Here is a 22,280-nt window from a genome sequence, read left to right as displayed (position 1 = left end):
TCAATCTTTCAGCAATCGGCGCAGCACCTTGCCGGCACCGGTGGTGGGCAGGGCATCGATGAAGCGCACCGCGCGCGGCGCCTTGTAGCTCGCCATGTTGTCGCGCGACCAGGCGATCAGGGCGTCGGCATCGAGCTCGGTGCCGGGCTTGCGCACGATGAAGGCCTTGACCACCTCGCCCTTCTCGGCATCGGGCTGGGCGATGACCGCGGCCTGCGCCACCGCGGGATGCTTGATCAGGATGGTCTCGACCTCCTCCGGGAACACGCTGTAGCCGGAGACCTTGATCATCTCCTTGAAGCGGCCGATGAAGCTGAGGTAGCCGTCGGCATCGAGCTTGCCCATGTCGCCGGTGTGCACCCAGCCATCGCGCAGGGTCGCGGCGGTGGCTTCGGGCTTGTTCCAGTAGCCCTTGAACGAGCCGGCGCTCGCCAGCACGATCTCGCCGATCTCGCCCGCGGCCTTGGCCTCGCCGGTGTCGCTGTCGATGATGCGGATCGTGACGCCCGGCACCGGGATGCCCTGGGTGCCCCAGCGCGGCGCGTGGTGCGGCGTGTAGGTGTCGCAGGTGTGGGTCTCGCTCAGGCCGTAGGCGGCCTCGAAGGAGCTGCAGTTGACCGCGAAGCCGCGCCACTGCTGCGCCAGCGGCGCCGTGAAGGCGATGCCGAAGCTGGTCACCGGGTTCATGCGCAGGCTCGACAGATCGAAGCCCGCGATGTCCGGCAGCTGCATGCAGGCGACGTTCATGGGCGCGATGCTGTACCACCAGCTGACCTTGTGGCGATCGATCGCCTGCAGCGTGGCACGCGGATCGAAGCGATGAAGCAACACCGAAGTGGCACCCGTGAGCACGGGCACGTTGACGCCCATCAGCATGCCCGCGATGTGATAGAGCGGCGCGATCGACAGCAGCACGTCGCTGCCCGTGACGCCATTGCAGTCGGCCGCCGCGCGGGTCTTGAAGAGCGCGTTGCCGTAGCTCAGCATCGCGCCCTTGGGCAGGCCGGTGGTGCCCGAGGTGTAGGTCATGAGCGCGACGTCGTCCAGCGAGAGCGCGACCGGCGCCGGTCGTGCGCCGCTCTGCATGACGGCGAAGAAGTCTTCGCAGCCGTTCGGCACGGCACGCGGCTCTTTCGCCGCGGCAGCGAGCTCCGCCGGCACATCGAGCGTCGGCGCCGCGGGCAGCAGGTCGGCGTAGTGCACCGCGAACACATGCGCCAGCGTGCTCGATGCGCGCACCTTGTCGACCACCGGCAGCAGCGACGAGGCCGCGACAATCACGCGCGCCTTCAGGTCGTCGACCTGGTAGGCCAGTTCGTGTTCCTTGTTGAGCGGCCCGCTCGGGCAGACGATGGCGCCGATCTTCTGGATGCCGAAGTGCGCGACCAGGTATTGCGGGCAGTTGTTCAGGAACAGCACCACCGGCTCGCCCTTCTTCACGCCGATGGCCTGCAGCCTCGCGGCGAAGGCATCGCTGGCGGCATTGAGTTCGGCGTAGCTCATCGCATGGCCGTACCAGAGGCAGGCGGGGTGCCCGCCGCGCTCGCGCGCATGCGTGCGAAGGTACTCGTGCAGCGGCTGCTGCGGGCGATCGGGAAGCTCGCGAAGGGGGCTTGTCTCCATGGCGTCAGTCTCTCAGGGTTATCGATGAACTCGGGCGCTTGCCAAGGCCGGCATGGTGCACCAAGATCCTACCCATGGGTATAACTTCGGCGACACCGCACAAACCCTCTGGCCACGAGGACGCGCCCTCTCCCCGCAGCGACCTGCCGCAGGGCACCGGCCGGCAGCGCGCAGCCACGGCCGGCACCGACGTGCAGCGCGAGCGCATCCTGCAGGCGGCGGCGCAGCTGTTCGCCACCCAGGGCTACGCCAACACCACGATGGCGCAGATCGTGCGCGCGCTCGACGTCACGAAGCCCTTCGTCTATTACTACTTCCGCGACAAGCAGGAGATCTTCGAGACGCTCTCGTGGCGGCCCGCGGTCGACTGCTTCACTTCGATGGACTTCGCCGCCGGCGACCCGCGCCGCGCGGTCGACAAGGTCAAGGAAGGCATCGAGCGGCTGATCCGCGCGACGGTGGCGCACCACCCCTGCGCCTTCTTCGCCTACAAGGAGCCGCAGGTCTACCGGCCGGAGTACATCGCGGCGCAGAAGAAGCTGGCCCATCACTTCTACGACCAGCTCTTTCCGCTGCTCGAGCAGGCCCGCAGCGACGGCGACCTCGACTTCGGCGAAACCAAGATCACCGCCTTCGCGGCGCTCAGCCTGCCCGGCTTCCTCTACAGCTGGTACCGGCCCGACGGCCGGCTCTCGCCCGACGAGGTGGTGGCCGAGCTGTCCAGGCTGGCCTGGCGGGTGCTCGGGCTGCGCGAGCCCGGCGCCTGATCGAGGCGCCTTCCTTTCTTTCCAACCACGGAGACCGTCCATGAAGTTCCCCAGCCTGCTCGCGCCCGTCGCGGCCGCGGCCCTGCTCGCCGCCGGCGCCACCCAGGCCCAGCAGACCTACAAGATCGCCTACATCGATCCGCTGTCCGGACCCTTCGCCAATGTCGGCGAGCTGATGCTCACGCACACGCAGTACGCGATCGAGGACATCAACGCCAGGGGCGGCGTGCTCGGCGGTACCAAGCTTCAGCTGCTGCAGTTCGACAGCAAGCTGTCGGCACAAGAGAGCCAGAGCGCGCTGCAGGCGGCCATCGACCAGGGCGCCCGCGCGATCGTCACCGGCGGCTCGGGCTCGTCGGTGGTGAGCGCGCTGGTGCAGGCGGTCAACCGCTGGAACCAGCGCAATCCCGGCAAAGAGCTGCTGGTGCTGAACCACTCCTCGATCGACCCCGAACTCACCGGCAAGGCCTGCAGCTTCTGGCACTTCCAGACCGACGCCAACACCGCGATGAAAATGAAGGCGATCGCCAACACCATCAAGAAGACGCCCGAGGTCAAGAAGATCTACCTGCTCAACCAGGACTATGCGCACGGCAAGCAGTGGGCCAGCTACGGCCGCCAGCTGGTCGGCCTGGCCCGTCCCGACATCCAGTTCGTCGGCGAGACGCTGCACCCGATCGGCAAGGTCAAGGACTTCGCGCCCTACCTCGCCAACATCAAGCAGTCGGGCGCCGATTCGGTGATCACCGGCAACTGGGGCCAGGACATGACGCTGCTGCTCAAGGCCGCGGGCGATGCCGGCTACGACCTGCACTACTACAACCACAGCGCGGGCTCGGTGCCGGGCACGGTGCTGGCCGTGTCGCAGGCCAGGCTGGGGCAACTCACCTGGGTCGCCGAGTGGCATCCGGGCCAGGCCGACTCGCCCAAGGTCGATGCGCTCGCAAAGAGCTACAAGGCCAAGACCGGCAAGGACTTCCTGGCGCCGCGCATCGAGATGACCCCGCGCCTGCTGGCCGCCGCGATCAACAAGGCCGGCAGCACCGACACCACCCAGGTCGCACGCGCCCTGGAAGACCTGCACTTCGACTCGGTGGTCGGCCCGGTGCGCATGCGCGCCGAAGACCACCAGCTGCTGCTGCCGCAGGTGGTCAACACCATCGCGCCGGTCGACGGCAAGGCGGTCAAGGTCGGGTGGGAAGGCACCAATTACGGCTTCCGCACCGACGCGATCTACAGCGGCAATGAACTGGCCCAGGGTACCGACTGCAAGATGGTCAGACCCCAGCCCTAGCCATCGCGGTTGCCGGTTGTCATGCCGGTGCGCTACCGTAGCGCCTGGACAGGCAACTGGAGAGCCGCGCATGACCCGCACCCTTCGACTGATAGGCGCCCCGACCGACATCGGCGCCAGCACCCGCGGCGCTGGCATGGGGCCCGACGCGCTGCGCGTGGCGGGGCTCGCCAACACACTGGCGGGCCTCGGCTTCGAGGTGATCGACGGCGGCAACCTGGCCGGGCCGGGCACGCCCTGGGAGGTGCCGGCCGAAGGACTGCACCATCTCCCCGAAGTGATCGCATGGAACCGGCTGGTCTACGACGCCGTCGACCAGGCCCTGGAGACAAGGCAGCTCCCCATCCTGCTGGGCGGCGACCACTGCATCGCGGTCGGCTCGATCAGCGCGATCGCCCGCCACGTGCGCCAGCGGCGGCAGAAGCTGCGGGTGCTGTGGCTCGACGCCCATACCGACGTCAACACCGAGACCACCAGCCCGAGCGGCAACATGCACGGCATGCCGGTCTCGTGCCTGCTCGGCCATGGGCCGGCGGCGCTCACCGGCTGGAGCGGCGATGCGGCAGCGCTGGCGCACGACGCGATCCGCTTCCTGGGCATCCGCAGCGTCGACGCCGAGGAGAAGTCGGCGATCCGCTCGCTCGGCCTCGGGGTCTTCGACATGCGCCACATCGACGAGCACGGCATGCGCACCACGATGACCGAGGCGCTGCAGGACGTCGACGAGGACACCCACCTGCACGTGAGCTTCGACCTCGACTGCCTCGACCCCGACTATGCGCCGGGCGTCGGCACCGGCGTGCGCGGCGGCCCGACCTGGCGCGAGATGCAGCTGTGCATGGAAATGATCGCCGACACCGGACGGCTGGGCTCGCTCGACGTGGTCGAGCTCAATCCGGCGCTCGATGTGCGCAACCGGACGGCGGAAATCGCGGTCGAGCTGATCGAAAGCCTGTTCGGCAAGTCGACGCTGGTGCGTTGAGCCGACCCGCCGCCGCAAAAAGCGGCGCTCCGTGATTTTTCTCCCGCGGCGAATCCGCACCCTCAAACTACATTCTTAAGTATTCTTTTTTGATACCGAGAAACAAGATGGGCGTGCGCAAGATTGGACTGCTGGTGGAACAACCGACGGATGGATCGTATTTCTGGGTGATCCACGAAGACGTCCGGCGCGACGGCCGCTTCGAGCCCCTGCACCGCGCCGAGCGTTCGTTCGCGACCTATTCGGCGGCCCTGGCCCAGGGCTACGGCGTGCTCCAGCGCCTCTGCGGGCTCAACGGCCTGCCGGCCTACGCCGCCCGCGCGGTCGCGCTCTGAAGGCATCGCGCTTCGGGCCGATTTCCTACGGGCAGAGGCGCGTTCGCGGAAGCCCGCTCGCCGCTGGCGGTCGCTAGAGTCGTGGTCCCCCGGACAGAACACGACGATGCCAACCAACGGACCAACGACAGAGGAGCGCGCCAAGGGCCTGCGCGTGCTGGTGGTGGAAGACGATGCCGACGCCTTGTCGGCCACCGTCGAGATGCTGCAGCTCCTGGGCCACTGGGCCACCGGGGTCCGCAGCGCCGAGAGCGCCAAGGACCGCTTCTACGACAAGGCCTTCGACGTCCTGATGACCGACGTCGGGCTGCCGGCGCTTTCGGGCCTCGACCTGGCGGACATCCTGCGGACCCGCCACCGGCTCGACCGGCTCGGCGTCATCTTCGCCACCGGCCGGCCGCCGCCGGAGACGCCGATACCCGGCGCGCTGTGGCTGCAAAAGCCCTTCAGCATCAAACAGCTGGAAGCCGCCCTGGCCCGGACCTCCGCCTGAGCGGAGGACACCTCAGCCCCGCGTCGGCGACAGCGGCACCGGCCGCAACGGCGCCTCGATCAGGGGCTGCGGCGTCACCACCGGCGAGGCTTCGGCCGGCTTGCCCTCGGCCGCGGCCGGCAGGAAACGGTCGATCAGAGAGAAGAAGCGGTCGTAGAAGCGCTCGTCGGTCAGCGTTTCGCTTGCCACCTTGACCAGCGCATCGTCGCTGGAGCTGAACGGCAGCGACAGCGAGCCGATCGCGCCGACGCCGACGCTGGCCGAATTGTTGGTCTTCTTCACCCCGTAGCGGTCCTGCAGCGCGCTGGCGAAGGCGATCGTGCGGCGCGTGCCGTCGCCGCGCTGGCCGTCGCGCGCGCAGACCACGCGGAACTCGACTTCGACGTGCACCTCGGCCGCCGGCTGGAAGCTCTTGCGGCCGGTCACCAGGTCGGCGGTGCCCGCGCTGATCATGTAGCCCTGGCTCAAGAGCGCGCGCCGCGCAGCCTCGCAGGTCTGGGCCTCGGTCGCGGGGTAGCTGCGCGTGTGGGTGGTGGTGGAGTCGAACTCCTCGGGCTCGTAGTAGACCCGGGTCGGCGAACTGCAGCCGGCGATGGACAAGGACAGCAGCAGCAGCGCGACGGCGGCGCGGCAAGACGGAAGGCGCATGGCAGGCATGGAGTGGTCGAAGTGCGAATGATAGGCCGGCGCCGGGCCGCCCCAAGGCGGCCTGCGGCCCCCTTGGGGGGCAGCGACACACGAAGTGAGGAGCGTGGGGGCAAGCTAGCAAGCCGCGGGAGCACGGCTCGGCTTGGACATCGGCAGCGGCGCCGCGTTCCCCGGTTCAGTCGGCCAGGCGAAGTATGTGATGCGCCCGTGCCCGCGTGGCGGCGATCCGCGCCGCATTGGGCTCGTCGGTCTGCGCCACCCAGGCCCGCGCGGCCTCCAGGCTGCGGCCGAACTGCTGATGGCGACGCACCAGGCGTTCGATGCGCAGCCCGTCGTCGACCTCCACGTACCAGACCTCGTCGAGCAGCGGCGCCACCCCGGCCCAGGGGCCCTCCTCCAGCAGCAGGTAGTTGCCCTCGGTGATGACCAGCGGGGTGTCGGGCCGGACCGCGATCGCGCCGGCCACCGGCTCCTCGATCTCGCGCCGGAACTCGGGCGCATAGACGGTCTCGCCGGCCGGCTGGTTTCGCAGCCGCCGCAGCAGCGCGACGTAGCCGGCGCTGTCGAAGGTGTCGGGCGCGCCCTTGCGCTCGGCGCGGCCGAGCCGGCCCAGCTCGGCGTTGGCGAGGTGGAAGCCGTCCATCGGCACCACCTGGGCACGGCCCGGCAAGGCGTCCAGCAGCGCCTGCGCCACGGTCGACTTGCCCGAACCCGGGGCGCCGACCAGCCCGAGCAGCTTGCGCCCCCCGCCGGCCAGCAGGGCCTCGAGGCGGGCCCGTTCGGCCGTCTGCAACCCGGTCACGGGTACAGGCCACGCTCCTGGCGCGCCATCAGGATCCGCTCGCAGGCCACCGCGTAGGTGGCGGTGCGCAGCGTGATCTTGTGCTTGTCGGCGGTGTCCCAGATGTTGTTGAGCGCGTTCATCATGATGCGGTCGAGCCGCACGTTGATCTCGTCCTCGTCCCAGAAGAAGGAGGAGAAGTCCTGCACCCACTCGAAGTAGCTGACCGTGACGCCGCCGGCGTTGCAGATCACGTCGGGCACCACCAGCACGCCGCGCTCGGCCAGGATGTCGTCGGCGCTCGGTACGGTCGGGCCATTGGCGCCTTCGAGCACCAGCTTCGCCTTGGTCTTCTGGGCCCGTTCGGCCGTGATCTGCCCTTCGAGGGCGGCCGGGATCAGGATGTCGCAGGCGACTTCCCAGAAGGCCTCGTTGTCGACCACGTCGCCGCCCTTGAAGCTCACGGCGCCGCCGTCGGTGCGCGAGGCCGGCACCAACCCGGCGAGATCGAGGCCGTTCTCGTTGACGATGGTGCCCGTGTGGTCCTGCACCGCGACGATCTTGGCGCCGGCCTCGGCGAACAGCTCGGCCGCCACCGAACCCACGTTGCCGAAGCCCTGCACCGCGATGCGGGCGCCGCGCAGGTCGAGCCCGAGCCGGCGCGCCGCCTCGCGGCCGGTCACGAAGACGCCGCGGCCGGTGGCCTTGACCCGACCCAGCGAGCCGCCCAGGTGCAGCGGCTTGCCGGTGACGACGCCAGTGGCGGTGCCGCCGACGTTCATCGAATAGGTGTCCATCATCCAGGCCATGATCTGGGCGTTGGTGTTGACATCGGGCGCCGGGATGTCGGAATGCGGGCCGATGATGATGCCGATCTCGCTGGTGTAGCGGCGCGTGACCTTCTCGAGCTCCTTGAGCGAGAGCTTCTTGGGGTCGACCCGGATGCCGCCCTTGGCGCCTCCGTACGGCAGGTTGACCGCGGCCGTCTTGACCGTCATCCAGGCCGACAGCGCCATCACTTCTTCCAGCGTGACGTCGGGGTGGAAACGCACGCCGCCCTTGCCCGGGCCGCGCGACAGGTTGTGCTGCACCCGGTAGCCCTCGAAATGGGCGATCGAGCCGTCGTCCATCTCGATCGGCACGTCGACGATCAGCGCCCGCTTCGGGCGCTTGAGGGTCTCGGCCCAGCGGGCCAGGTCGCCGAGGTAGGGGATGACGCGATCGACCTGCGACAGGTAGGTGCCCCAGGGGCTGTTGGCGGTCGGCTGGACGTAGGAGAGTACGGAACTCATGGCGATCCTTGGTGTTGAACGGACAGGCGCCACGATAGTCTGGGTGCGCGCGTCGCGCCATGCCTATGCGCGTTGCTTTGGCGTTTATGCGATGGCGGCAAGCAGCGCCGCGTTGCCGCCCGCGGCGGTGGTGTTGATGGTGAGCGTTTGCTCCGCACAGAAGCGCGGCAGGTAGTGCGGGCCGCCCGCCTTCGGGCCGGTTCCGCTGAGCCCCTCGCCGCCGAACGGCTGGACGCCGACGACCGCCCCGATGATGTTGCGGTTGACATAGACGTTGCCCACATGGGCGCGCGCCGCCAGCGCCAGGGCCCGGCTGTCGATGCGGGTCTGGATGCCCAGCGTGAGCCCGAAGCCCAGCCGGTTGACGGCCTCGATCACGGCCTGGGGTTCGCCCGACCAGCGCACCACCTGCAGCACGGGGCCGAAGATCTCGTCGCTGACCCGGTCGATGGCCGGCACCTCGTAGGCGTGGGGCGGAATCAGGTTGTCGATCCCGGGCGGCGCGTCGGCCGGCGCGACCAGCCGGGTGGCCTCCGAATCCAGCCGCCGCAGGTGCCGCCGGATGTTGTCGAAGGCCTCGCGGTCGATCACCGGCCCGACATCGGTGGCCAGCAGGGCCGGATCGCCGGCGGCCAGTTCGCGGGCCGCACCGCGGATCATCTCGATCACCGGGTCGGCGATGCCCTCGTGCAGCAGCAGCAGCCGCAGCGCCGAGCAGCGCTGGCCGGCCGAGCGGAAGGCGCTCTGCACCACGGCATCGACCACTTGCTCGGGCAGCGCGCTGGAGTCGACCAGCATGGCGTTGATGCCGCCGGTTTCGGCGATCAGCGGCACGATCGGGCCATCCTTGGCCGCCAATGCGCGGTGGATGATCTTGGCCACCTGGGTCGACCCGGTGAACACCACGCCGGCCACGCCGGGCGCCGCGACCAGCGCGGCACCGACGGTTTCGCCCGGCCCGTGCAGCAGTTGGAGGGCCTCGGCCGGCGCGCCGGCGGCGTGCAGCAGCCGCACCGCTTCCAGGGCGACGGCCGGCGTCTGCTCGGCCGGCTTGGCCAGCACGGTGTTGCCGGTGGCGAGCGCGGCCGCCACCTGGCCCAGGAAGATCGCCAGCGGGAAGTTCCACGGGCTGATGCAGACCCAGGGGCCGCGGCCGGTGAGGCGCAGTTCGTTGCTCTCGCCGGTCGGCCCGGGCAGCGCGACCGGCTGCATCAGCCGCTCGGCCTCGTCGGCGTAGTAGCGCAGGAAGTCGACCGCTTCGCGCACTTCCGCCACCGCGTCGCCCCAGGTCTTGAAGGCTTCCTTGACCAGCAGGGCGCAGAAGCGCGGCAGTTCGGCCTGCAGCGCGTCGGCCGCGTGGCGCAGCACCGCGGCGCGCCGCGCGACCGGCGTCCGGTTCCAGCTGCGCCAGGCCGCGGCCGCGGCGCCAACCGCCGCTTCGGCCCGCTGGGCGTCGAACGCCGGCACCGCCGCCACCGTCGTGGCCGCGTGGGCCGCCAACAGCGGCGCGCGCATCGCCTCGACCGCGAGATCGACGCCGCTGCTGTTGCGGCGGGCCGGCGCCGGGCCATAGAGCTCGGGCGGCAGCGGCAGCGAGGCATGGCGGTCGAGCCAGAGCGGCGAGACCAGCAGTTCGTCCATGCCGACGTGAGCGTCGGCTAGCTGGTTCACGAAGGACGAGTTGGCGCCGTTCTCGAGCAGCCGGCGCACCAGGTAGGCCAGCAGGTCCTTGTGGCGGCCGACCGGAGCGTAGACGCGCACCGGCACGGCGGTGCTCTTCATCACCTCGCGGTAGATGCCCTCGCCCATGCCGTGCAGCCGCTGCAATTCGAATGGAACGCTCCCCGCCATCGCCAGGATCGCCGCGATCGTGCCCGCGTTGTGCGTCGCGAACTGCGGGTAGATCGCATCCGGCGCCGCCAGCAGCGCCCGCGCGCAGGCCAGGTAGCTGAGGTCGGTGTGGTGCTTGTGCGTGAAGACCGGGTAGTGCGGCAGCCCGAGTTCCTGGGCCCGCTTGATCTCGGCGTCCCAGTAGGCGCCCTTGACCAGCCGGCACATCAGCCGCAGCTTGTGCTTGCGGGCGATCCCAGTCACGTGCTCGACCAGTTCCAGCGCCCGCGTCTGGTAGGCCTGCATCGCCAGGCCGAAGCCGCGCCACTGCGGCTTCTCGGTCGCCACCTTGGCCGCCAGCGCCTCGAACACGTCGAGCGAGAGCTCGAGCCGGTCGACCTCCTCGGCATCGATCGTGAGGTTGAGATCGGCATCGGCCGCCAGCAGACACAGCTGCCAGACGCGCGGCACCAGCTCGCGCATCACGCGCGCGTGCTGGGCGTCTTCGTAGCGCGGATGCAGCGCGCTGAGCTTGATCGAGATGCCGTCGTTCTGCTCGGGCGTGCCTTCACGGTCGGCGCCGGCGGCGATCGAGCGGATCGCGTTCACGTAGCTGTCGAGGTAGCGCAGCGCATCGGCATCGGTGCGTGCGCCCTCGCCCAGCATGTCGTAGCTGAAGCGCAGCGCCGAGTGCCTGCGATGCGCCGAACGGGCCTCGGCCATGCCCTCCTCGATGGTCTGGCCGAGCACGAACTGGCGGCCCAGCAACTGCACTGCGCGCAGGGTCGCGGCGACCACGGTGCGGGCGCCGAGCCTGGCCATCAGGCCCGGCTCAGCCTCCTGGTCGGGCAGGAATTTCTTCGACAGCGCGATCGCCGAGGACGACAGGCGCGCCAGGGTCGAATCGGCGCTGCTGTCGAAGTTGGCGCGGCCCAGCTGGTCGGCGGTCAGCGCGATCGCGGTCTCGGCGTCGGGCACCCGCAGCAGCGCCTCGGCCAAGCGCATGAGGGCCAGGCCCTCGGCGCTCGAGATCGGGTATTCGCGCAGCAGGCTCTCCATGGCCCAGAACGGCGGCGGGCTGTGGCGCACGGCGCGCACCCAGGGCGTGGCGACGGGCACGATGGCCGCCCAGTCGAGCGCGCCCTTCAGCGAGGCGAGGCGGTGCGAGACGATGTCGGCTTCGGGGCGGTAGGGGCTGGGCAGGCGCATGGCAAAAACTCCGGTGGTCAATGCGGCGATGCTCCGCCTTCTGTCACCGAGTTATTCACCAAAATTCAGCTGTTCACCAGATAATTCTCTAGTGACAAATGAATCGACCACCGATCTCGACCGCATCGACATGAAAATCCTGAAGGTTCTTCAGGAAGACGGGCGAATCTCGAACCTCAAGCTGGCCGAGACCGTGGCGCTGTCGCCAACCGCCGTCCTGGCCCGGGTGCAGCGGCTGGCGCGCGACGGCTTCATCCTCGGCTACGAGGCTCGGCTCGATCCGCACAAGCTGGGCCGCGGCTTCACGGTCTTCGTCGAGGTGCTGCTCGACCGCACCACGCCCAACGTCTTCGACGAATTCAAGGCCGCGGTGCAGGTGCGCGACGAGATCATGGAATGCCACATGGTCGCGGGCGGCTTCGACTACCTGCTCAAGACCCGCATGGCCGACATGACGGCCTACCGCGACTTCGCCGGCACGGTGCTGTGGCAGCTGCCCGGCGTGCGCGAGACGCGGACCTATGCGGTGATGGAAGAGGTGAAAAGCAGCGCGCGGATTCCGCTGCCGGGCTAGGCCGGACGTTCGCCGAGCAGGTAGTCGACGAACACGCGCACCCGCAGCGGCACGAAGCGCCGATGCGGATACAGCAGGCTGTGCGGCCGCGAACGGCCGCCGAAATCCCGCAGCAGTTCGACCAGCCGGCCAGCGCGCAGGTCCTCCTCGACCACGAAGCGATAGGCCTGGAACACGCCGGCGCCGTGGCGCGCCAGGGTGGCGCCGGCGGTCACGTCGTCCGAACACGCATAGCCGCCGGCGGTCTGCAGCTCGAGTTCCTGCCCGTCGCGCCGGAACAACCACGGAATGGCGCGTCCGCTGCTGGGCAGCTCGAACTGGATGCACTCGTGGGCCTGCAGTTCGTCGAGGGTCGAAGGCGTGCCGTGGCGCAGCAGGTAGTCGGGCGAAGCGACGACCACCAGCGGCGTGTCCTCCAGCAAGCGCGAGACCAGGCTCGAGTCGGCGGTGGCACGCGCTCGTATCGCTAGGTCGTAGCCCTCTTCGGCGAAGTCGATGTTGCGGTTGCTGACGTTGACCTCGACCTTCACGGCCGGAAAGCGCTCGCGGAAGGCCGGCAGCAGCGGCAGCAGGCGATAGTGGCCATAGGTGGTCGGCGCGCTGATGCGCAGCAGGCCGGACGGCGCGACCTGGTGGCCGGAGGCCTCCCGCTCGGCCTCGACCAGCTGGTTCAGGGCTTGCCGGCACTGCTCGAAATAGCCGCGCCCGGCCTCGGTCAGGCGCATCTGCCGCGTCGTCCGCGTGAAGAGCCGCACGCCGAGGCGCTCCTCCAGCCGTGAGACCGAACGGCTGACCGCCGCCGGCGTCACCGACGCGGTCGCGGCCGCGGCCGTGAAGCTGCCCTGTTCGGCCGCCAGACAGAACAGTTCGATGCTGCCCAGCATCACGTCGTCGAATTGTCGATTCATGGCGTTTCCGTCCGTTGCTTCGCCTATTCATTACATCATGTATTGATAGATGTACTTCGCACCAGCTTTATCCAATGAAAGCACATCAATACAGTCGAGTCCTCCACTCCACATCAAAGGACTCGTCATGACAGAAAGCAATTCCAAGGTCGCCGTCATCACAGGCGCCTCCAGCGGCATCGGTGCCGCGCTCGTCAAGGCCTATCGCCGGGCCGGCTTCCGGGTCGTCGCCAATTCGCGTTCGATCGCCGCCAGCACCGATCCGGGCGTCCTGGCGATCGCCGGCGACGCCGCGGACCCCGCGACGGCCGCGCGGATCTTCAGCGAGGGCGTGGACCGTTTCGGCCGCATCGACACGCTGGTCAACAACGCCGGCATCTTCACGGCCAAGCCCTTTACCGCGTTCACTCCCGAGGACTGGGCGGCGAACATCGGCACCAACCTGGCCAGCTTCTTCCACATCAGCCAGCTGGCCTTGAAGCGGATGGAAACCCAGGGGTCGGGCCACATCGTCCAGATCACGACCAGCCTCGCGGACCAGCCGATCAACGGCGTGCCGTCGGTGCTGGCGTCGCTGACCAAGGGCGGCCTGAACGCCGCCACCAAGTCGCTGGCCATCGAGTACGCGTCGCGCGGGATTCGCGTGAATGCGGTGGCCCCCGGCATCGTCAAGACCCCGATGCATCCGCCGGAGACCCATGCGGCGCTCAGCGGCCTGCATCCGCTGGGCCGAATGGGTGAAATGGAAGAGATCGTCGACGCGGTGCTGTTCCTCGAGAACGCGAAGTTCGTGACCGGCGAGATCCTTCACGTCGACGGCGGGCAGGCCGCAGGTCACTGGTGATCCGCCATGCCTTACATCAGGATCGAGATCACGCGCGAAGGCGTGACCCAGGAACAGAAGAAGCAGCTGATCGCCGGCGCCACCGAGCTGATGGTGCGCGTGCTCGACAAGGACCCGGCCACCACCTTCGTCGTGATCGACGAAGTGGACCTGGACAACTGGGGGGTGGGCGGCCGGCCGGTGGTCGAGTGGCGCCGCGAGCAAGCGGCGGCCCGGGACGGGTGAGGTTGCGGCGGGCAGCCAGGCACGAGGCCCGGCAGGTCGCGTGCCATTAGCGCTGCCCGAAGATCGCCGTCCCGATTCGAACCATCGTGCTGCCCGCCGCCACCGCGGCCTCCAAGTCGGCGGACATTCCCAGCGACAAGGTATCCGCCTCGATCCCCGCCCCCCGGATCTGCTCGAAAACCGCCGCCGCACGCAGGAAAAGCGCCCGCTGCGACTCGAAATCGGCCGTCGGCTCCGGGATCGCCATCAGCCCGCGCAGCCGCAAACGTGGCAAAGCCGCCACGGCCTGCGCCAGCGCCAGCGCGTCTTCGGGCGTCACGCCGGACTTGTTCGCGCCGCCATCCACGTTGACCTGCAGGCAGACCGAAAGCGGCGGCAGGTGCGCCGGCCGCTGCTCGGCCAGCCGCTGGGCGATCTTCAGCCGGTCGATGCTGTGCACCCAGTCGAAATGCTCGGCCACCACCCGTGTCTTGTTGCTCTGCAGAGGGCCGATGCAGTGCCATTCGAGCTCTGCGCGAAGATCGGCCAGGGCCTCGATCTTGGCCACACCCTCCTGCACATAGTTCTCGCCGAAGGCCCGCTGGCCGGCCGCATGCGCCGCACGCACCGCGTCGGCGTCGAAGGTCTTGGACACCGCGAGCAAGCGCACGCTCGCCGGATCGCGCCCGGCGGCCGTGCAAGCCGTCACGATCCGGGTCCGAACTTGCTGGAGCTTGTCGCCAATCATCGTCATAATCTTCAAAGTCGTATCAAAACGTCACCGAGGAACTGCGTGGACATTACCCAACTGCTCGCCTTCAGCGTCAAGAACAAGGCGTCCGACCTGCACCTCTCGGCCGGCCTGCCACCCATGATCCGGGTCCATGGCGACGTGCGCCGCATCAATGTCGACGCGCTCGACCACAAGGCCGTGCACGCCATGGTGTACGACATCATGAGCGACACGCACCGCAAGCACTACGAAGAGTTCCTGGAGGTCGACTTCTCGTTCGAGATCGACGGCCTGGCGCGCTTCCGCGTCAACGCCTTCAACCAGTCGCGCGGCGCTGCTGCCGTTTTCCGGACCATTCCGTCGAAGATCCTCACGCTCGAGCAGCTCAACGCACCGAAGATTTTCGGCGATCTGGCGCTCAAGCCGCGCGGCCTGGTCCTGGTCACCGGCCCGACCGGCTCGGGCAAGTCGACCACGCTGGCGGCGATGATCAACTACCTGAACGAAACCGAGTACGGCCACATCCTCACGGTCGAGGACCCGATCGAGTTCGTCCACGACTCCAAGAAGTGCCTGATCAACCAGCGCGAGGTCGGGCCGATGACGCTGTCGTTCGCCAACGCGCTGCGCTCCGCCCTGCGCGAGGACCCGGACGCGATCCTGGTCGGCGAAATGCGCGACCTGGAGACGATCCGGCTGGCGATGACCGCCGCCGAGACCGGCCACCTGGTGTTCGGCACCCTGCACACCTCGTCGGCCGCCAAGACCATCGACCGGATCATCGACGTCTTCCCCGGCGAGGAAAAGGAAATGATCCGCGCCATGCTGTCGGAGTCGCTGCAGGCGGTGATCTCGCAGACCCTGTGCAAGACCAAGGACGGCCAGGGCCGCGTGGCGGCGCACGAGATCATGCTGGGCACGCCCGCCATCCGCAACCTGATCCGCGAAGGCAAGGTGGCGCAGATGTATTCGTCGATCCAGACCGGCAGCGGCCAGGGCATGCAGACGCTCGACCAGAACCTCACCGACCTGGTGAGGCGCAGTGTCATTTCCGCCGCCGAAGCGCGCGGAAAGGCCAAGATCCCCGAGAATTTCCCCGGCTGACCCAGCCCTTGCCCAGCCGCACCGGAGTACCGTCATGGAACGCGATCAAGCCAGCCAGTTCATCAACGACCTGCTGAAGCTCATGGTGAGCCGCAACGGCAGCGACCTGTTCATCACGGCCGACTTCCCGCCGGCGATCAAGGTCGACGGCAAGGTCACCAAGGTGTCGGCCCAGGCGCTCGGCGCCCAGCACACGCTGGCGCTCACGCGCTCGGTCATGAACGACCGCCAGACGGCCGAATTCGAGCGCACCAAGGAGTGCAACTTCGCGATCTCGCCGACCGGCATCGGCCGCTTCCGCGTCAATGCCTTCGTCCAGCAGGGCAAGGTCGGCATGGTGCTGCGGACCATCCCCGCCAAGCTGCCGACCATCGACGGCCTCGGCATGCCGCAAGTGCTCAAGGATGTGGCGATGACCAAGCGCGGCCTGACCATCCTGGTCGGCGCCACCGGCTCGGGCAAGTCGACCACGCTGGCCGCGATGATCGACTGGCGCAACGAGAACTCCTACGGCCACATCGTGACGGTCGAGGATCCGGTCGAGTTCGTGCACCCGCACAAGAACTGCGTGGTGACGCAACGCGAAGTCGGCATCGACACCGACAGCTGGGAGGCGGCGCTCAAGAACACGCTGCGCCAGGCGCCCGACGTGATCCTGATGGGCGAGATCCGCGACCGCGAGACGATGGAGCACGCGGTCGCATTCGCCGAGACCGGCCACCTCTGCATGGCCACCCTGCACGCCAACAGCGCCAACCAGGCGCTCGACCGGATCATCAACTTCTTCCCCGAGGAGCGCCGCGCCCAGCTGCTGATGGATCTGTCGCTGAACCTGCGCTCGCTGGTCTCGCAGCGGCTGATCCCGACCGAGGACGGCCACGGCCGCATTGCCGCGGTCGAGATCCTGCTGAACACGCCGCTGATCTCCGACATGATCTTCAAGGGCGAGGTCGGCGAGATCAAGGAGATCATGAAGAAGAGCCGCAACCTGGGCATGCAGACCTTCGACCAGGCCCTGTTCGATCTCTTCGAGGCCAATGCGATCAGCTTCGAGGACGCGATCCGCAACGCCGACTCGGCCAACGACCTGCGGCTGCAGATCAAGCTGAACAGCCAGCGCGCGCGCACCACCGACCTTTCGGCCGGCACCGAGCACTTCGCGATTGTCTGACGGCCGAGGGGCGCTAAGCTAGCGCCCCATGAGCAGCCTCAACCCCAAAACCTACGACCCCGTCCCTTCGCAGAAGGTCGCCTTCCTCGGCCTCGGCGTGATGGGCTACCCGATGGCCGGGCATCTCGCGCTGGCCGGCCACCACGTCACGGTCTACAACCGCAGCGCGGCCAAGGCCCACGACTGGGAGACCGAATTCGCGCCCCAGGCCCCGGCGTCCGTGAGCCACTCGGCCACGCCCCGCGGCGCCGCGTCCAATGCCGACATCGTGTTCTGCTGCGTCGGCAACGACGACGACCTGCGCTCGGTGGTGCTCGGCGAGAACGGCGCCTTCGCGGGCATGGCCCCGGGCGCGGTGTTCGTCGACCACACGACCGCCTCGGCCGACGTCGCGCGCGAACTGTCGAAGGCCGCGCTCGAGCTCGGCCTGCAGTTCATCGACGCCCCGGTCTCCGGCGGCCAGGCCGGGGCCCAGAACGGCGCGCTGACCGTGATGTGCGGCGGCGACGCCGCCACCTTCGACAAGGTCAAGCCCGTCGCCGCGGCCTTCGCCCGCGCCGTCACGCTGCTGGGCGCCAGCGGCGCCGGCCAGCTCGCGAAGATGGTCAACCAGATCGCGATCGCTGGCCTGGTGCAGGGGCTGTCGGAAGCGATCGCCTTCGGGCAGCGGGCCGGCCTCGACATGAACGAGGTGCTGGCCGTGATCGGCAAGGGCGCCGCGCAAAGCTGGCAGATGGACAACCGCGGCAAGACCATGATCGAAGGCAAGTTCGACTACGGCTTCGCGGTCGACTGGATGCGCAAGGACCTGGGCCTGGTGCTCGACGAAGCCAAGCGCAATGGCGCCCGGCTGCCGGTCACCGCGCTGGTCGACCAGTTCTACGCCGACGTGCAGCAGGCCGGCGGCAATCGCTGGGACACGTCGAGCCTGATCACGCGCCTGAAATAAGGCCGCGCTTCAGCGCACCGGCGAGGTCGTGACGCCGCCGCTGGCCGGTGGCGTCGACGACGACGGCAGCGGGGGCAGCGGCTCCATCGGCGGCAGCGGCACGCTCGAACGCGAGGCCGGTGCGCTGCCCGCGGGTGCGCCCGTGCCGCCGGGCTGGCCCTGCGGCTGCTGCTGTTGCTGCTGCAGCTGGTTTTGCAGTTCCGCTTCGCTGACGATCTCCACCACGCGCACCACCTTCGTGACGCCGGAGACGCCGCGCGCGATGTCGGTCGCGCGATCGGTCTCGCGGCGGGTCGCGATGCCCATCAGGTAGACCGTGCCGCGCTCGGTCACGACCTTGAACGAGTTGGCGAAGATGTCCTTGGCATCGAGCAGCGAGGCCTTGACCTTGCCGGTGATGAAGGTGTCGTTGGAGCGTTCCTGGAAGGTGCTCGGCGGCCCGACCACCAGTTCGTTGACCACCGAGCGAACGTTGTCGACGCGCCGCACCACGTCTTCGACGCGGCGCTTGTCGGCCTCGCTGCCGACCGTGCCGGTGAGCAGCACCTGGCGGTTGAAGCTGGTGATGCTCACGTACATGTTGTCGTTGGCGATCTCGCGCACGCGGGCGCCGCCACGCAGCTCGATCGCCTGGTCGTCGACCTGCGCGCCCGAGCTGCGCCGGTCGGTCGCCACCATGCCGACACCGGCCGCCGCTGCCCCGCCCACCACCAGCGGCACGCAGGCTGTGAGACCGGCGACGAGTACGGCGCCTGCGGTCAAAGCCATCGCGATGCGTTGAGTGGATGTGGTCTTCATGGGTGTTGGCCTTCCGGTGCGTTGTGTCCGCGGCGAGTTTAGCCCAGGGTATTGCGCCCTCCGTTACCGGCTGTCATGGCCGGGCGTGCCATCGGCATGTCGCGCCTCTTGCCTACAATCCGGCGCGGTGGATGGCGCATATGTTGCATGGTCCGCATCCGGCATTCGATATCGAACCGTTCGAGCAAGGAAGGCATCGTGAATCAATCCATCGCGCGTCCGGCCGCGCTGCGCCGGATGTCCGCCGCAGTGGCCGCGCTGCTGCTGGCCGGGTGCAATGCGCTGGCCCCGGTCAACCCGCCGATCGCGAAGGTCGACTTCGACAGCGGCTACCGGGTCAACCGGATGCTGAAGCGCCAGCACGAAGGCGTCACCAACGACCCGCACACGGTGTTCATGCTGACCTTCTCGGGCGGCGGCACGCGGGCCGCGGCGTTCTCGTACGGCGTGCTCGAGGAACTGCGGCGCACCGATGTCATGGTGAACGGCGTGCAGCGCAATCTGCTCGAAGAGGTGGATGCCATCTCGGGTGTCTCGGGCGGCAGCTTCACGGCGCTGGCCTACGCGCTCTACGGCGACCGGCTGTTCACCGAGTACGAGCCGCGCTTCCTGAAGCGCGACGTGCAAGGCACGCTGACCTGGCGCGCGCTCAACCCGCTCAACTGGTTCAGCCTCGGCAGCGGCCTGTATGGACGCTCCGAACTGGCGGCCGACTACTACGACGAGATCCTGTTCAACGGCGCCACCTTCGCCGACCTTCTCAAGCTGCCGACGCCGGTGACCGCGGTCACCGGCACCGACCTCTCGACCGGCGCCCGCTTCCAGTTCTCGCAGGAGCAGTTCGACCTGATCTGCTCCGACCTCGGCACCGTGCGGCTGGCCCGGGCCGCCGCGACCTCCTCGGCCGTGCCCGCGGTGCTGTCGCCGGTCACCTACTACAACTACGGCGGCCAGTGCGGCGCCGCCCTGCCGCCCTGGGTCCGCGACGTCACCCGGGCCGACTCGCCCGCGCGCCCCGCCGGCCGCGCCCTGCTGCGCTTGCGCGACATCAAGAACTTCGAGGACAGCAAGAACCGGCCCTACCTGCACGTGGTCGATGGCGGCGTCTCCGACAACCTGGGGTTGCGCGGCCTGCTCGAGTCCCTCGAGGAGCTCGAGGCCAGCCCGTCCTTCCAGCGCCAGGCGGGATTCGACGAGATCCGGCGCATCGTGGTCGTGGTGGTCAACTCGCGCTCGGCACCGGCCACCGACTGGGACCGCCAGGCGCGCGCGCCCGGCATCGTGGCGCAACTGCTGCAGTCGTCGAGCGTGCCGATCGACCACTTCTCCTACGAGTCGGTCGAACTGCTGAAGGACATCGCCCAACGCTGGGCCGACAAGCGCGACCTCAAGGTGGCCGAGCTCCGGCTGTCCGGCATGTCGCGCGCGCAGGCCGAGGCGGCGGTGCCGACGCTGAGCTTCGACGCGATCGACGTCAGTTTCGACGCCATCGAAGACCCCGAAGAGCAGCGCTACTTCATGAACCTGCCGACCAGCTTCGTGCTGTCGGCCGAAGAGGTCGACCGGCTGCGCGCGCTGGGCGGGAGGCTGCTGCGCGAATCGCCGGGCTATCGCGATCTGCTCGACCGGATCAGCGACCGCAAGGCACCCGCCAAGGCTGGAGCGCCGTCGCAGTAGCGGGACGACCGGGCGGCGCGCTCAGGCCGAGGAAGAGTCGCTGTCCTGGTCGCCAAGCAGCTGCGCATCGACGCCGTCGCACAGGCAGTGCAGCACCAGCAGGTGGATCTCGTGGATGCGCGCCGCGCGTTCGTGCGGCACGCAGACCTGGACATCGGTCTCGCGCAGCGCGCGGCCCACCGCGCCCCCGGTGCCGCTGCCCGAAGGCGCCGCATTGCCGAGCAGGGCCACCACCGTCATGTCGCGCGCATGGGCTGCCTCGACCGCCGCCAGCACGGCGGCGGACTGGCCGCTGACGCTCAGGACCAGCAGCACGTCGCCGGCCTGCCCCAGGGCGCGCACCTGGCGTGCGAAGCGATCGGCGCCCAGCGATTCGGCCGTGTCCGCGGCCGGGTCGGTGGCATCGCCGGGCAGCGCGATCGCGGCCAGCTCGGGGCGGTCGCGCTCGAAGCGGCCGACGAACTGGGCCGCGAACTGCGCCGCCAGGAAGCCGGACACGCCGGCCCCGCAGGCGAGGATCTTGCCGCCGCTGGTGACGCAGGCCAGCAAGGCCTGCATGGCTTGGGAAATCGGTTTGCCGAGCAGTGGCCCGGCCTGGTATTTGAGGTCCGCACTGTCGATGAAGTGCTGCTGAATCCGTTGCTCTAGCATTTGGCCCGGATGATAACTGCGGGTTTCCACCCTAGGACTGAAACAAAACGTGAGCAGCCGCCCGGTTCAGCCGGCATCGAACGCGGCCTGGAGCCACTCGATGCGTTCTTCGACCAGCACGACGTCGAAGCGGCACGGCGGCAGCACGCGCAGCCGGCTGATGTAGTGCTGCGCCGCGAAGACGATGCGGCGCTGCTTCACGCCGGTGATGCTGCCGCCGGCGCCGCCGTGCGTCGCACTGGAACGGCCGCGGACCTCGACGAACACCAGCGTGCCGTCGCGCGGGTCGCGCATGATGAGGTCGATCTCGCCGCCGCCGCGGCCGGGGGTTCGATAATTGCGCGCGACCAGCCCGAGGCCGGCCGCCTGCAGGTGTTCGAGCGCGGCGTCTTCGGCCGCGTCGCCGCGCTGCTTGGTCGTCGGCAACGATGTCCGCCCCGCCGCCTTGTTCTGGAGATAAGCCATTGACTTCCATCGCTCCCGCTTCGTTCGGCGCCGCCCTGCTCGCCGCGCGTGATGCCGCGGGTTCGCAGCATTATCCGCAGGCGACCCTGTATGTGGTCGCGACGCCGATCGGCAACCTGGCGGACATCACGCTGCGCGCCCTGCACGTGCTGCAACTGGTCGACGCGGTCGCCTGCGAGGACACGCGCCACACGCAGAGCCTGCTGCGGGCCTATGGCATCGACCGCCCGGGCGCGCAGCTGCTGGCCCTGCACCAGCACAACGAGAGCGAGGCCGCGCAGGCGGTGATCGCGCGGCTGGCCGCGGGCGAGCGCATCGCCTACGTCAGCGACGCCGGCACGCCCGGCGTCAGCGACCCGGGCGCGCGGCTGGTGGCCGCGGCACGTGACGCCGGCCATCGCGTGCTGCCCCTGCCGGGCGCCAGCAGCGTGACCACGCTGGTCGGCGCCGCCGGGCTGGTCGCCGCCGGCGATGCGGGCAGCGCCTTCGTGTTCGGCGGCTTCCTGCCGAGCAAGGCGGGCGAGCGCGATGCCGCGGTGCTGCTGCTGGCCGACGAGCCCCGCAGCGTCGTGCTGCTCGAGGCGCCGCATCGCATCGAGGCACTGGCCCGCGCGCTGGCCACCCTCGGCGAGCGCAAGGTCACGGTCGGGCGCGAGCTCACCAAGCAGTTCGAGGAGATCGCGACCGTCACCGCCGCCGCCCTGCCCGGCTGGTTCGCCGCCAGCCGCGACCGCACGCGCGGCGAGTTCGCGCTGGTGCTGCACCCCAAGCCCGCGGCCGTCGACGACGGCATCGAGGGCGAACGCGTGCTGCGGCTGCTGCTGGCCGAACTGCCCGTGAAGACCGCGGTGCGCGTCGCCGCCGAGATCAGCGGCGCGCCGCGCAATGCGCTCTACGAGGCCGCGCTGCGCATGCGCAAGGACGGGGACGAGGCGATCGCGCCCTAGC

General features: G+C 69.1%; 23 protein-coding genes. 13 read left to right on the top strand and 10 right to left on the bottom strand.

The window, feature by feature from the left end; all coding sequences use genetic code 11:
• On the bottom strand, positions 1-1,623 hold the full coding sequence (locus QTI68_RS13130; protein WP_286521958.1) for an AMP-binding protein: 1,623 nt from the start codon (positions 1,621-1,623) through the stop codon (positions 1-3).
• A 74-nt stretch (positions 1,624-1,697) separates the two neighbouring features.
• On the opposite strand from QTI68_RS13130, the gene QTI68_RS13125 reads away from it, so the two are divergent.
• The 5 genes from QTI68_RS13125 (at position 1,698) to QTI68_RS13105 (ending at position 5,494) form a co-directional block, all read left to right on the top strand.
• On the top strand, positions 1,698-2,390 hold the full coding sequence (locus tag QTI68_RS13125; protein ID WP_286521957.1) for a TetR/AcrR family transcriptional regulator: 693 nt from the start codon (positions 1,698-1,700) through the stop codon (positions 2,388-2,390).
• 40 nt (positions 2,391-2,430) lie between these two features.
• On the top strand, positions 2,431-3,684 hold the full coding sequence (locus QTI68_RS13120) for a branched-chain amino acid ABC transporter substrate-binding protein (protein ID WP_286521956.1): 1,254 nt from the start codon (positions 2,431-2,433) through the stop codon (positions 3,682-3,684).
• A 70-nt stretch (positions 3,685-3,754) separates the two neighbouring features.
• The gene (gene rocF, locus QTI68_RS13115) at positions 3,755-4,666 is read left to right on the top strand and encodes an arginase (protein WP_286521955.1); all 912 of its coding nucleotides are present in this window, start codon (positions 3,755-3,757) and stop codon (positions 4,664-4,666) included.
• Between the two features lie 113 nt (positions 4,667-4,779).
• The gene (locus QTI68_RS13110) at positions 4,780-5,001 is read left to right on the top strand and encodes a hypothetical protein (RefSeq protein ID WP_286371041.1); all 222 of its coding nucleotides are present in this window, start codon (positions 4,780-4,782) and stop codon (positions 4,999-5,001) included.
• A gap of 106 nt (positions 5,002-5,107) precedes the next feature.
• Entirely contained in the window at positions 5,108-5,494 is a 387-nt protein-coding gene (locus QTI68_RS13105; RefSeq protein ID WP_286521954.1) for a response regulator, read from the top strand.
• 12 nt (positions 5,495-5,506) lie between these two features.
• Here the strand turns inward: QTI68_RS13105 and QTI68_RS13100 are convergent, their stop codons facing one another.
• The 4 genes from QTI68_RS13100 to QTI68_RS13085 all read right to left on the bottom strand — a co-directional run bounded on the left by QTI68_RS13100 (position 5,507) and on the right by QTI68_RS13085 (position 11,254).
• Complete coding sequence (locus QTI68_RS13100; RefSeq protein ID WP_286521953.1) at positions 5,507-6,151, bottom strand: DUF2242 domain-containing protein; 645 nt, start codon at positions 6,149-6,151, stop codon at positions 5,507-5,509.
• 166 nt (positions 6,152-6,317) lie between these two features.
• Positions 6,318-6,944, bottom strand: coding sequence for a nucleoside/nucleotide kinase family protein (locus QTI68_RS13095; protein WP_503011668.1), 627 nt, complete (start codon positions 6,942-6,944; stop codon positions 6,318-6,320).
• Complete coding sequence (locus tag QTI68_RS13090; RefSeq protein ID WP_286521952.1) at positions 6,941-8,215, bottom strand: Glu/Leu/Phe/Val family dehydrogenase; 1,275 nt, start codon at positions 8,213-8,215, stop codon at positions 6,941-6,943. Before QTI68_RS13090 ends, QTI68_RS13095 begins: the two co-directional genes overlap by 4 nt.
• A gap of 84 nt (positions 8,216-8,299) precedes the next feature.
• Positions 8,300-11,254 (bottom strand): L-glutamate gamma-semialdehyde dehydrogenase, encoded by a 2,955-nt coding sequence (locus QTI68_RS13085; protein WP_286521951.1) that lies wholly within the window; start codon positions 11,252-11,254, stop codon positions 8,300-8,302.
• 91 nt (positions 11,255-11,345) lie between these two features.
• Here QTI68_RS13085 and QTI68_RS13080 point away from each other — a divergent pair, with 91 nt between their 5' ends.
• Complete coding sequence (locus tag QTI68_RS13080; protein WP_286521950.1) at positions 11,346-11,828, top strand: Lrp/AsnC ligand binding domain-containing protein; 483 nt, start codon at positions 11,346-11,348, stop codon at positions 11,826-11,828.
• Here QTI68_RS13080 and QTI68_RS13075 read toward each other — a convergent pair.
• The gene (locus QTI68_RS13075; protein ID WP_286521949.1) at positions 11,825-12,736 is read right to left on the bottom strand and encodes a LysR family transcriptional regulator; all 912 of its coding nucleotides are present in this window, start codon (positions 12,734-12,736) and stop codon (positions 11,825-11,827) included. The genes QTI68_RS13080 and QTI68_RS13075 overlap by 4 nt on opposite strands.
• A 127-nt stretch (positions 12,737-12,863) precedes the next feature.
• On the opposite strand from QTI68_RS13075, the gene QTI68_RS13070 reads away from it, so the two are divergent.
• Together QTI68_RS13070 and QTI68_RS13065 are read left to right on the top strand one after the other, a co-directional pair.
• A complete protein-coding gene (locus QTI68_RS13070) occupies positions 12,864-13,580 on the top strand; it encodes an SDR family NAD(P)-dependent oxidoreductase (RefSeq protein ID WP_286521948.1) in 717 nt (238 codons plus the stop codon).
• A gap of 6 nt (positions 13,581-13,586) precedes the next feature.
• A complete protein-coding gene (locus tag QTI68_RS13065; protein ID WP_286521947.1) occupies positions 13,587-13,805 on the top strand; it encodes a tautomerase family protein in 219 nt (72 codons plus the stop codon).
• 46 nt (positions 13,806-13,851) lie between these two features.
• Here QTI68_RS13065 and QTI68_RS13060 read toward each other — a convergent pair whose 3' ends face one another.
• A complete protein-coding gene (locus QTI68_RS13060) occupies positions 13,852-14,538 on the bottom strand; it encodes a YggS family pyridoxal phosphate-dependent enzyme (RefSeq protein ID WP_286521946.1) in 687 nt (228 codons plus the stop codon).
• A 39-nt stretch (positions 14,539-14,577) separates the two neighbouring features.
• On the opposite strand from QTI68_RS13060, the gene QTI68_RS13055 reads away from it, so the two are divergent.
• From QTI68_RS13055 to QTI68_RS13045, 3 genes are read left to right on the top strand one after another with little or no spacing between them, the layout of a single operon-like run.
• Positions 14,578-15,621: a type IV pilus twitching motility protein PilT gene (locus QTI68_RS13055; RefSeq protein ID WP_286371030.1), complete on the top strand. Its 1,044-nt coding sequence runs from the start codon at positions 14,578-14,580 to the stop codon at positions 15,619-15,621.
• A 34-nt stretch (positions 15,622-15,655) separates the two neighbouring features.
• Positions 15,656-16,792, top strand: coding sequence for a PilT/PilU family type 4a pilus ATPase (locus QTI68_RS13050; protein WP_286521945.1), 1,137 nt, complete (start codon positions 15,656-15,658; stop codon positions 16,790-16,792).
• Positions 16,793-16,820: 28 nt separating this feature from the next.
• The gene (locus QTI68_RS13045; RefSeq protein WP_286521944.1) at positions 16,821-17,741 is read left to right on the top strand and encodes an NAD(P)-dependent oxidoreductase; all 921 of its coding nucleotides are present in this window, start codon (positions 16,821-16,823) and stop codon (positions 17,739-17,741) included.
• 9 nt (positions 17,742-17,750) lie between these two features.
• Here the strand turns inward: QTI68_RS13045 and QTI68_RS13040 are convergent, their stop codons facing one another.
• Positions 17,751-18,539 (bottom strand): BON domain-containing protein, encoded by a 789-nt coding sequence (locus tag QTI68_RS13040; protein ID WP_503011667.1) that lies wholly within the window; start codon positions 18,537-18,539, stop codon positions 17,751-17,753.
• Positions 18,540-18,737: 198 nt separating this feature from the next.
• Between QTI68_RS13040 and QTI68_RS13035 the strand changes: the two genes are divergently transcribed.
• Positions 18,738-20,216, top strand: coding sequence for a patatin-like phospholipase family protein (locus tag QTI68_RS13035; RefSeq protein ID WP_286521943.1), 1,479 nt, complete (start codon positions 18,738-18,740; stop codon positions 20,214-20,216).
• 21 nt (positions 20,217-20,237) lie between these two features.
• On the opposite strand, the gene QTI68_RS13030 is transcribed toward QTI68_RS13035, so the two are convergent.
• Positions 20,238-20,867, bottom strand: coding sequence for an SIS domain-containing protein (locus QTI68_RS13030; RefSeq protein WP_286521942.1), 630 nt, complete (start codon positions 20,865-20,867; stop codon positions 20,238-20,240).
• Positions 20,868-20,933: 66 nt separating this feature from the next.
• Positions 20,934-21,332, bottom strand: coding sequence for a YraN family protein (locus tag QTI68_RS13025; RefSeq protein ID WP_286521941.1), 399 nt, complete (start codon positions 21,330-21,332; stop codon positions 20,934-20,936).
• Here QTI68_RS13025 and rsmI point away from each other — a divergent pair.
• Complete coding sequence (gene rsmI / locus QTI68_RS13020; protein ID WP_286521940.1) at positions 21,332-22,279, top strand: 16S rRNA (cytidine(1402)-2'-O)-methyltransferase; 948 nt, start codon at positions 21,332-21,334, stop codon at positions 22,277-22,279. The two genes, QTI68_RS13025 and rsmI, sit on opposite strands and share 1 nt — an antisense overlap.
• The last annotated feature ends 1 nt before the right edge of the window (position 22,280 follow it).

Origin of the sequence: Variovorax sp. J31P207 (genome assembly GCF_030316965.1) — a bacterium.
Lineage (GTDB): Bacteria > Pseudomonadota > Gammaproteobacteria > Burkholderiales > Burkholderiaceae_C > Variovorax > Variovorax ginsengisoli_B.
The sequence above is the reverse complement of the archived record's forward strand: the minus strand, read 5'-3'. Positions and strand labels throughout refer to the sequence as shown.

Coding starts and splice junctions, on each gene's coding strand:
- QTI68_RS13130 (WP_286521958.1), bottom strand. CDS start 1,623: ATGGAGACAAGCCCCCTTCGCGAGCTTCCCGATCGCCCGCAGCAGCCG.
- QTI68_RS13125 (WP_286521957.1), top strand. CDS start 1,698: ATGGGTATAACTTCGGCGACACCGCACAAACCCTCTGGCCACGAGGAC.
- QTI68_RS13120 (WP_286521956.1), top strand. CDS start 2,431: ATGAAGTTCCCCAGCCTGCTCGCGCCCGTCGCGGCCGCGGCCCTGCTC.
- rocF (WP_286521955.1), top strand. CDS start 3,755: ATGACCCGCACCCTTCGACTGATAGGCGCCCCGACCGACATCGGCGCC.
- QTI68_RS13105 (WP_286521954.1), top strand. CDS start 5,108: ATGCCAACCAACGGACCAACGACAGAGGAGCGCGCCAAGGGCCTGCGC.
- QTI68_RS13100 (WP_286521953.1), bottom strand. CDS start 6,151: ATGCCTGCCATGCGCCTTCCGTCTTGCCGCGCCGCCGTCGCGCTGCTG.
- QTI68_RS13090 (WP_286521952.1), bottom strand. CDS start 8,215: ATGAGTTCCGTACTCTCCTACGTCCAGCCGACCGCCAACAGCCCCTGG.
- QTI68_RS13085 (WP_286521951.1), bottom strand. CDS start 11,254: ATGCGCCTGCCCAGCCCCTACCGCCCCGAAGCCGACATCGTCTCGCAC.
- QTI68_RS13075 (WP_286521949.1), bottom strand. CDS start 12,736: ATGAATCGACAATTCGACGACGTGATGCTGGGCAGCATCGAACTGTTC.
- QTI68_RS13070 (WP_286521948.1), top strand. CDS start 12,864: ATGACAGAAAGCAATTCCAAGGTCGCCGTCATCACAGGCGCCTCCAGC.
- QTI68_RS13065 (WP_286521947.1), top strand. CDS start 13,587: ATGCCTTACATCAGGATCGAGATCACGCGCGAAGGCGTGACCCAGGAA.
- QTI68_RS13060 (WP_286521946.1), bottom strand. CDS start 14,538: ATGACGATGATTGGCGACAAGCTCCAGCAAGTTCGGACCCGGATCGTG.
- QTI68_RS13050 (WP_286521945.1), top strand. CDS start 15,656: ATGGAACGCGATCAAGCCAGCCAGTTCATCAACGACCTGCTGAAGCTC.
- QTI68_RS13045 (WP_286521944.1), top strand. CDS start 16,821: ATGAGCAGCCTCAACCCCAAAACCTACGACCCCGTCCCTTCGCAGAAG.
- QTI68_RS13040 (WP_503011667.1), bottom strand. CDS start 18,539: ATGAAGACCACATCCACTCAACGCATCGCGATGGCTTTGACCGCAGGC.
- QTI68_RS13030 (WP_286521942.1), bottom strand. CDS start 20,867: ATGCTAGAGCAACGGATTCAGCAGCACTTCATCGACAGTGCGGACCTC.
- QTI68_RS13025 (WP_286521941.1), bottom strand. CDS start 21,332: ATGGCTTATCTCCAGAACAAGGCGGCGGGGCGGACATCGTTGCCGACG.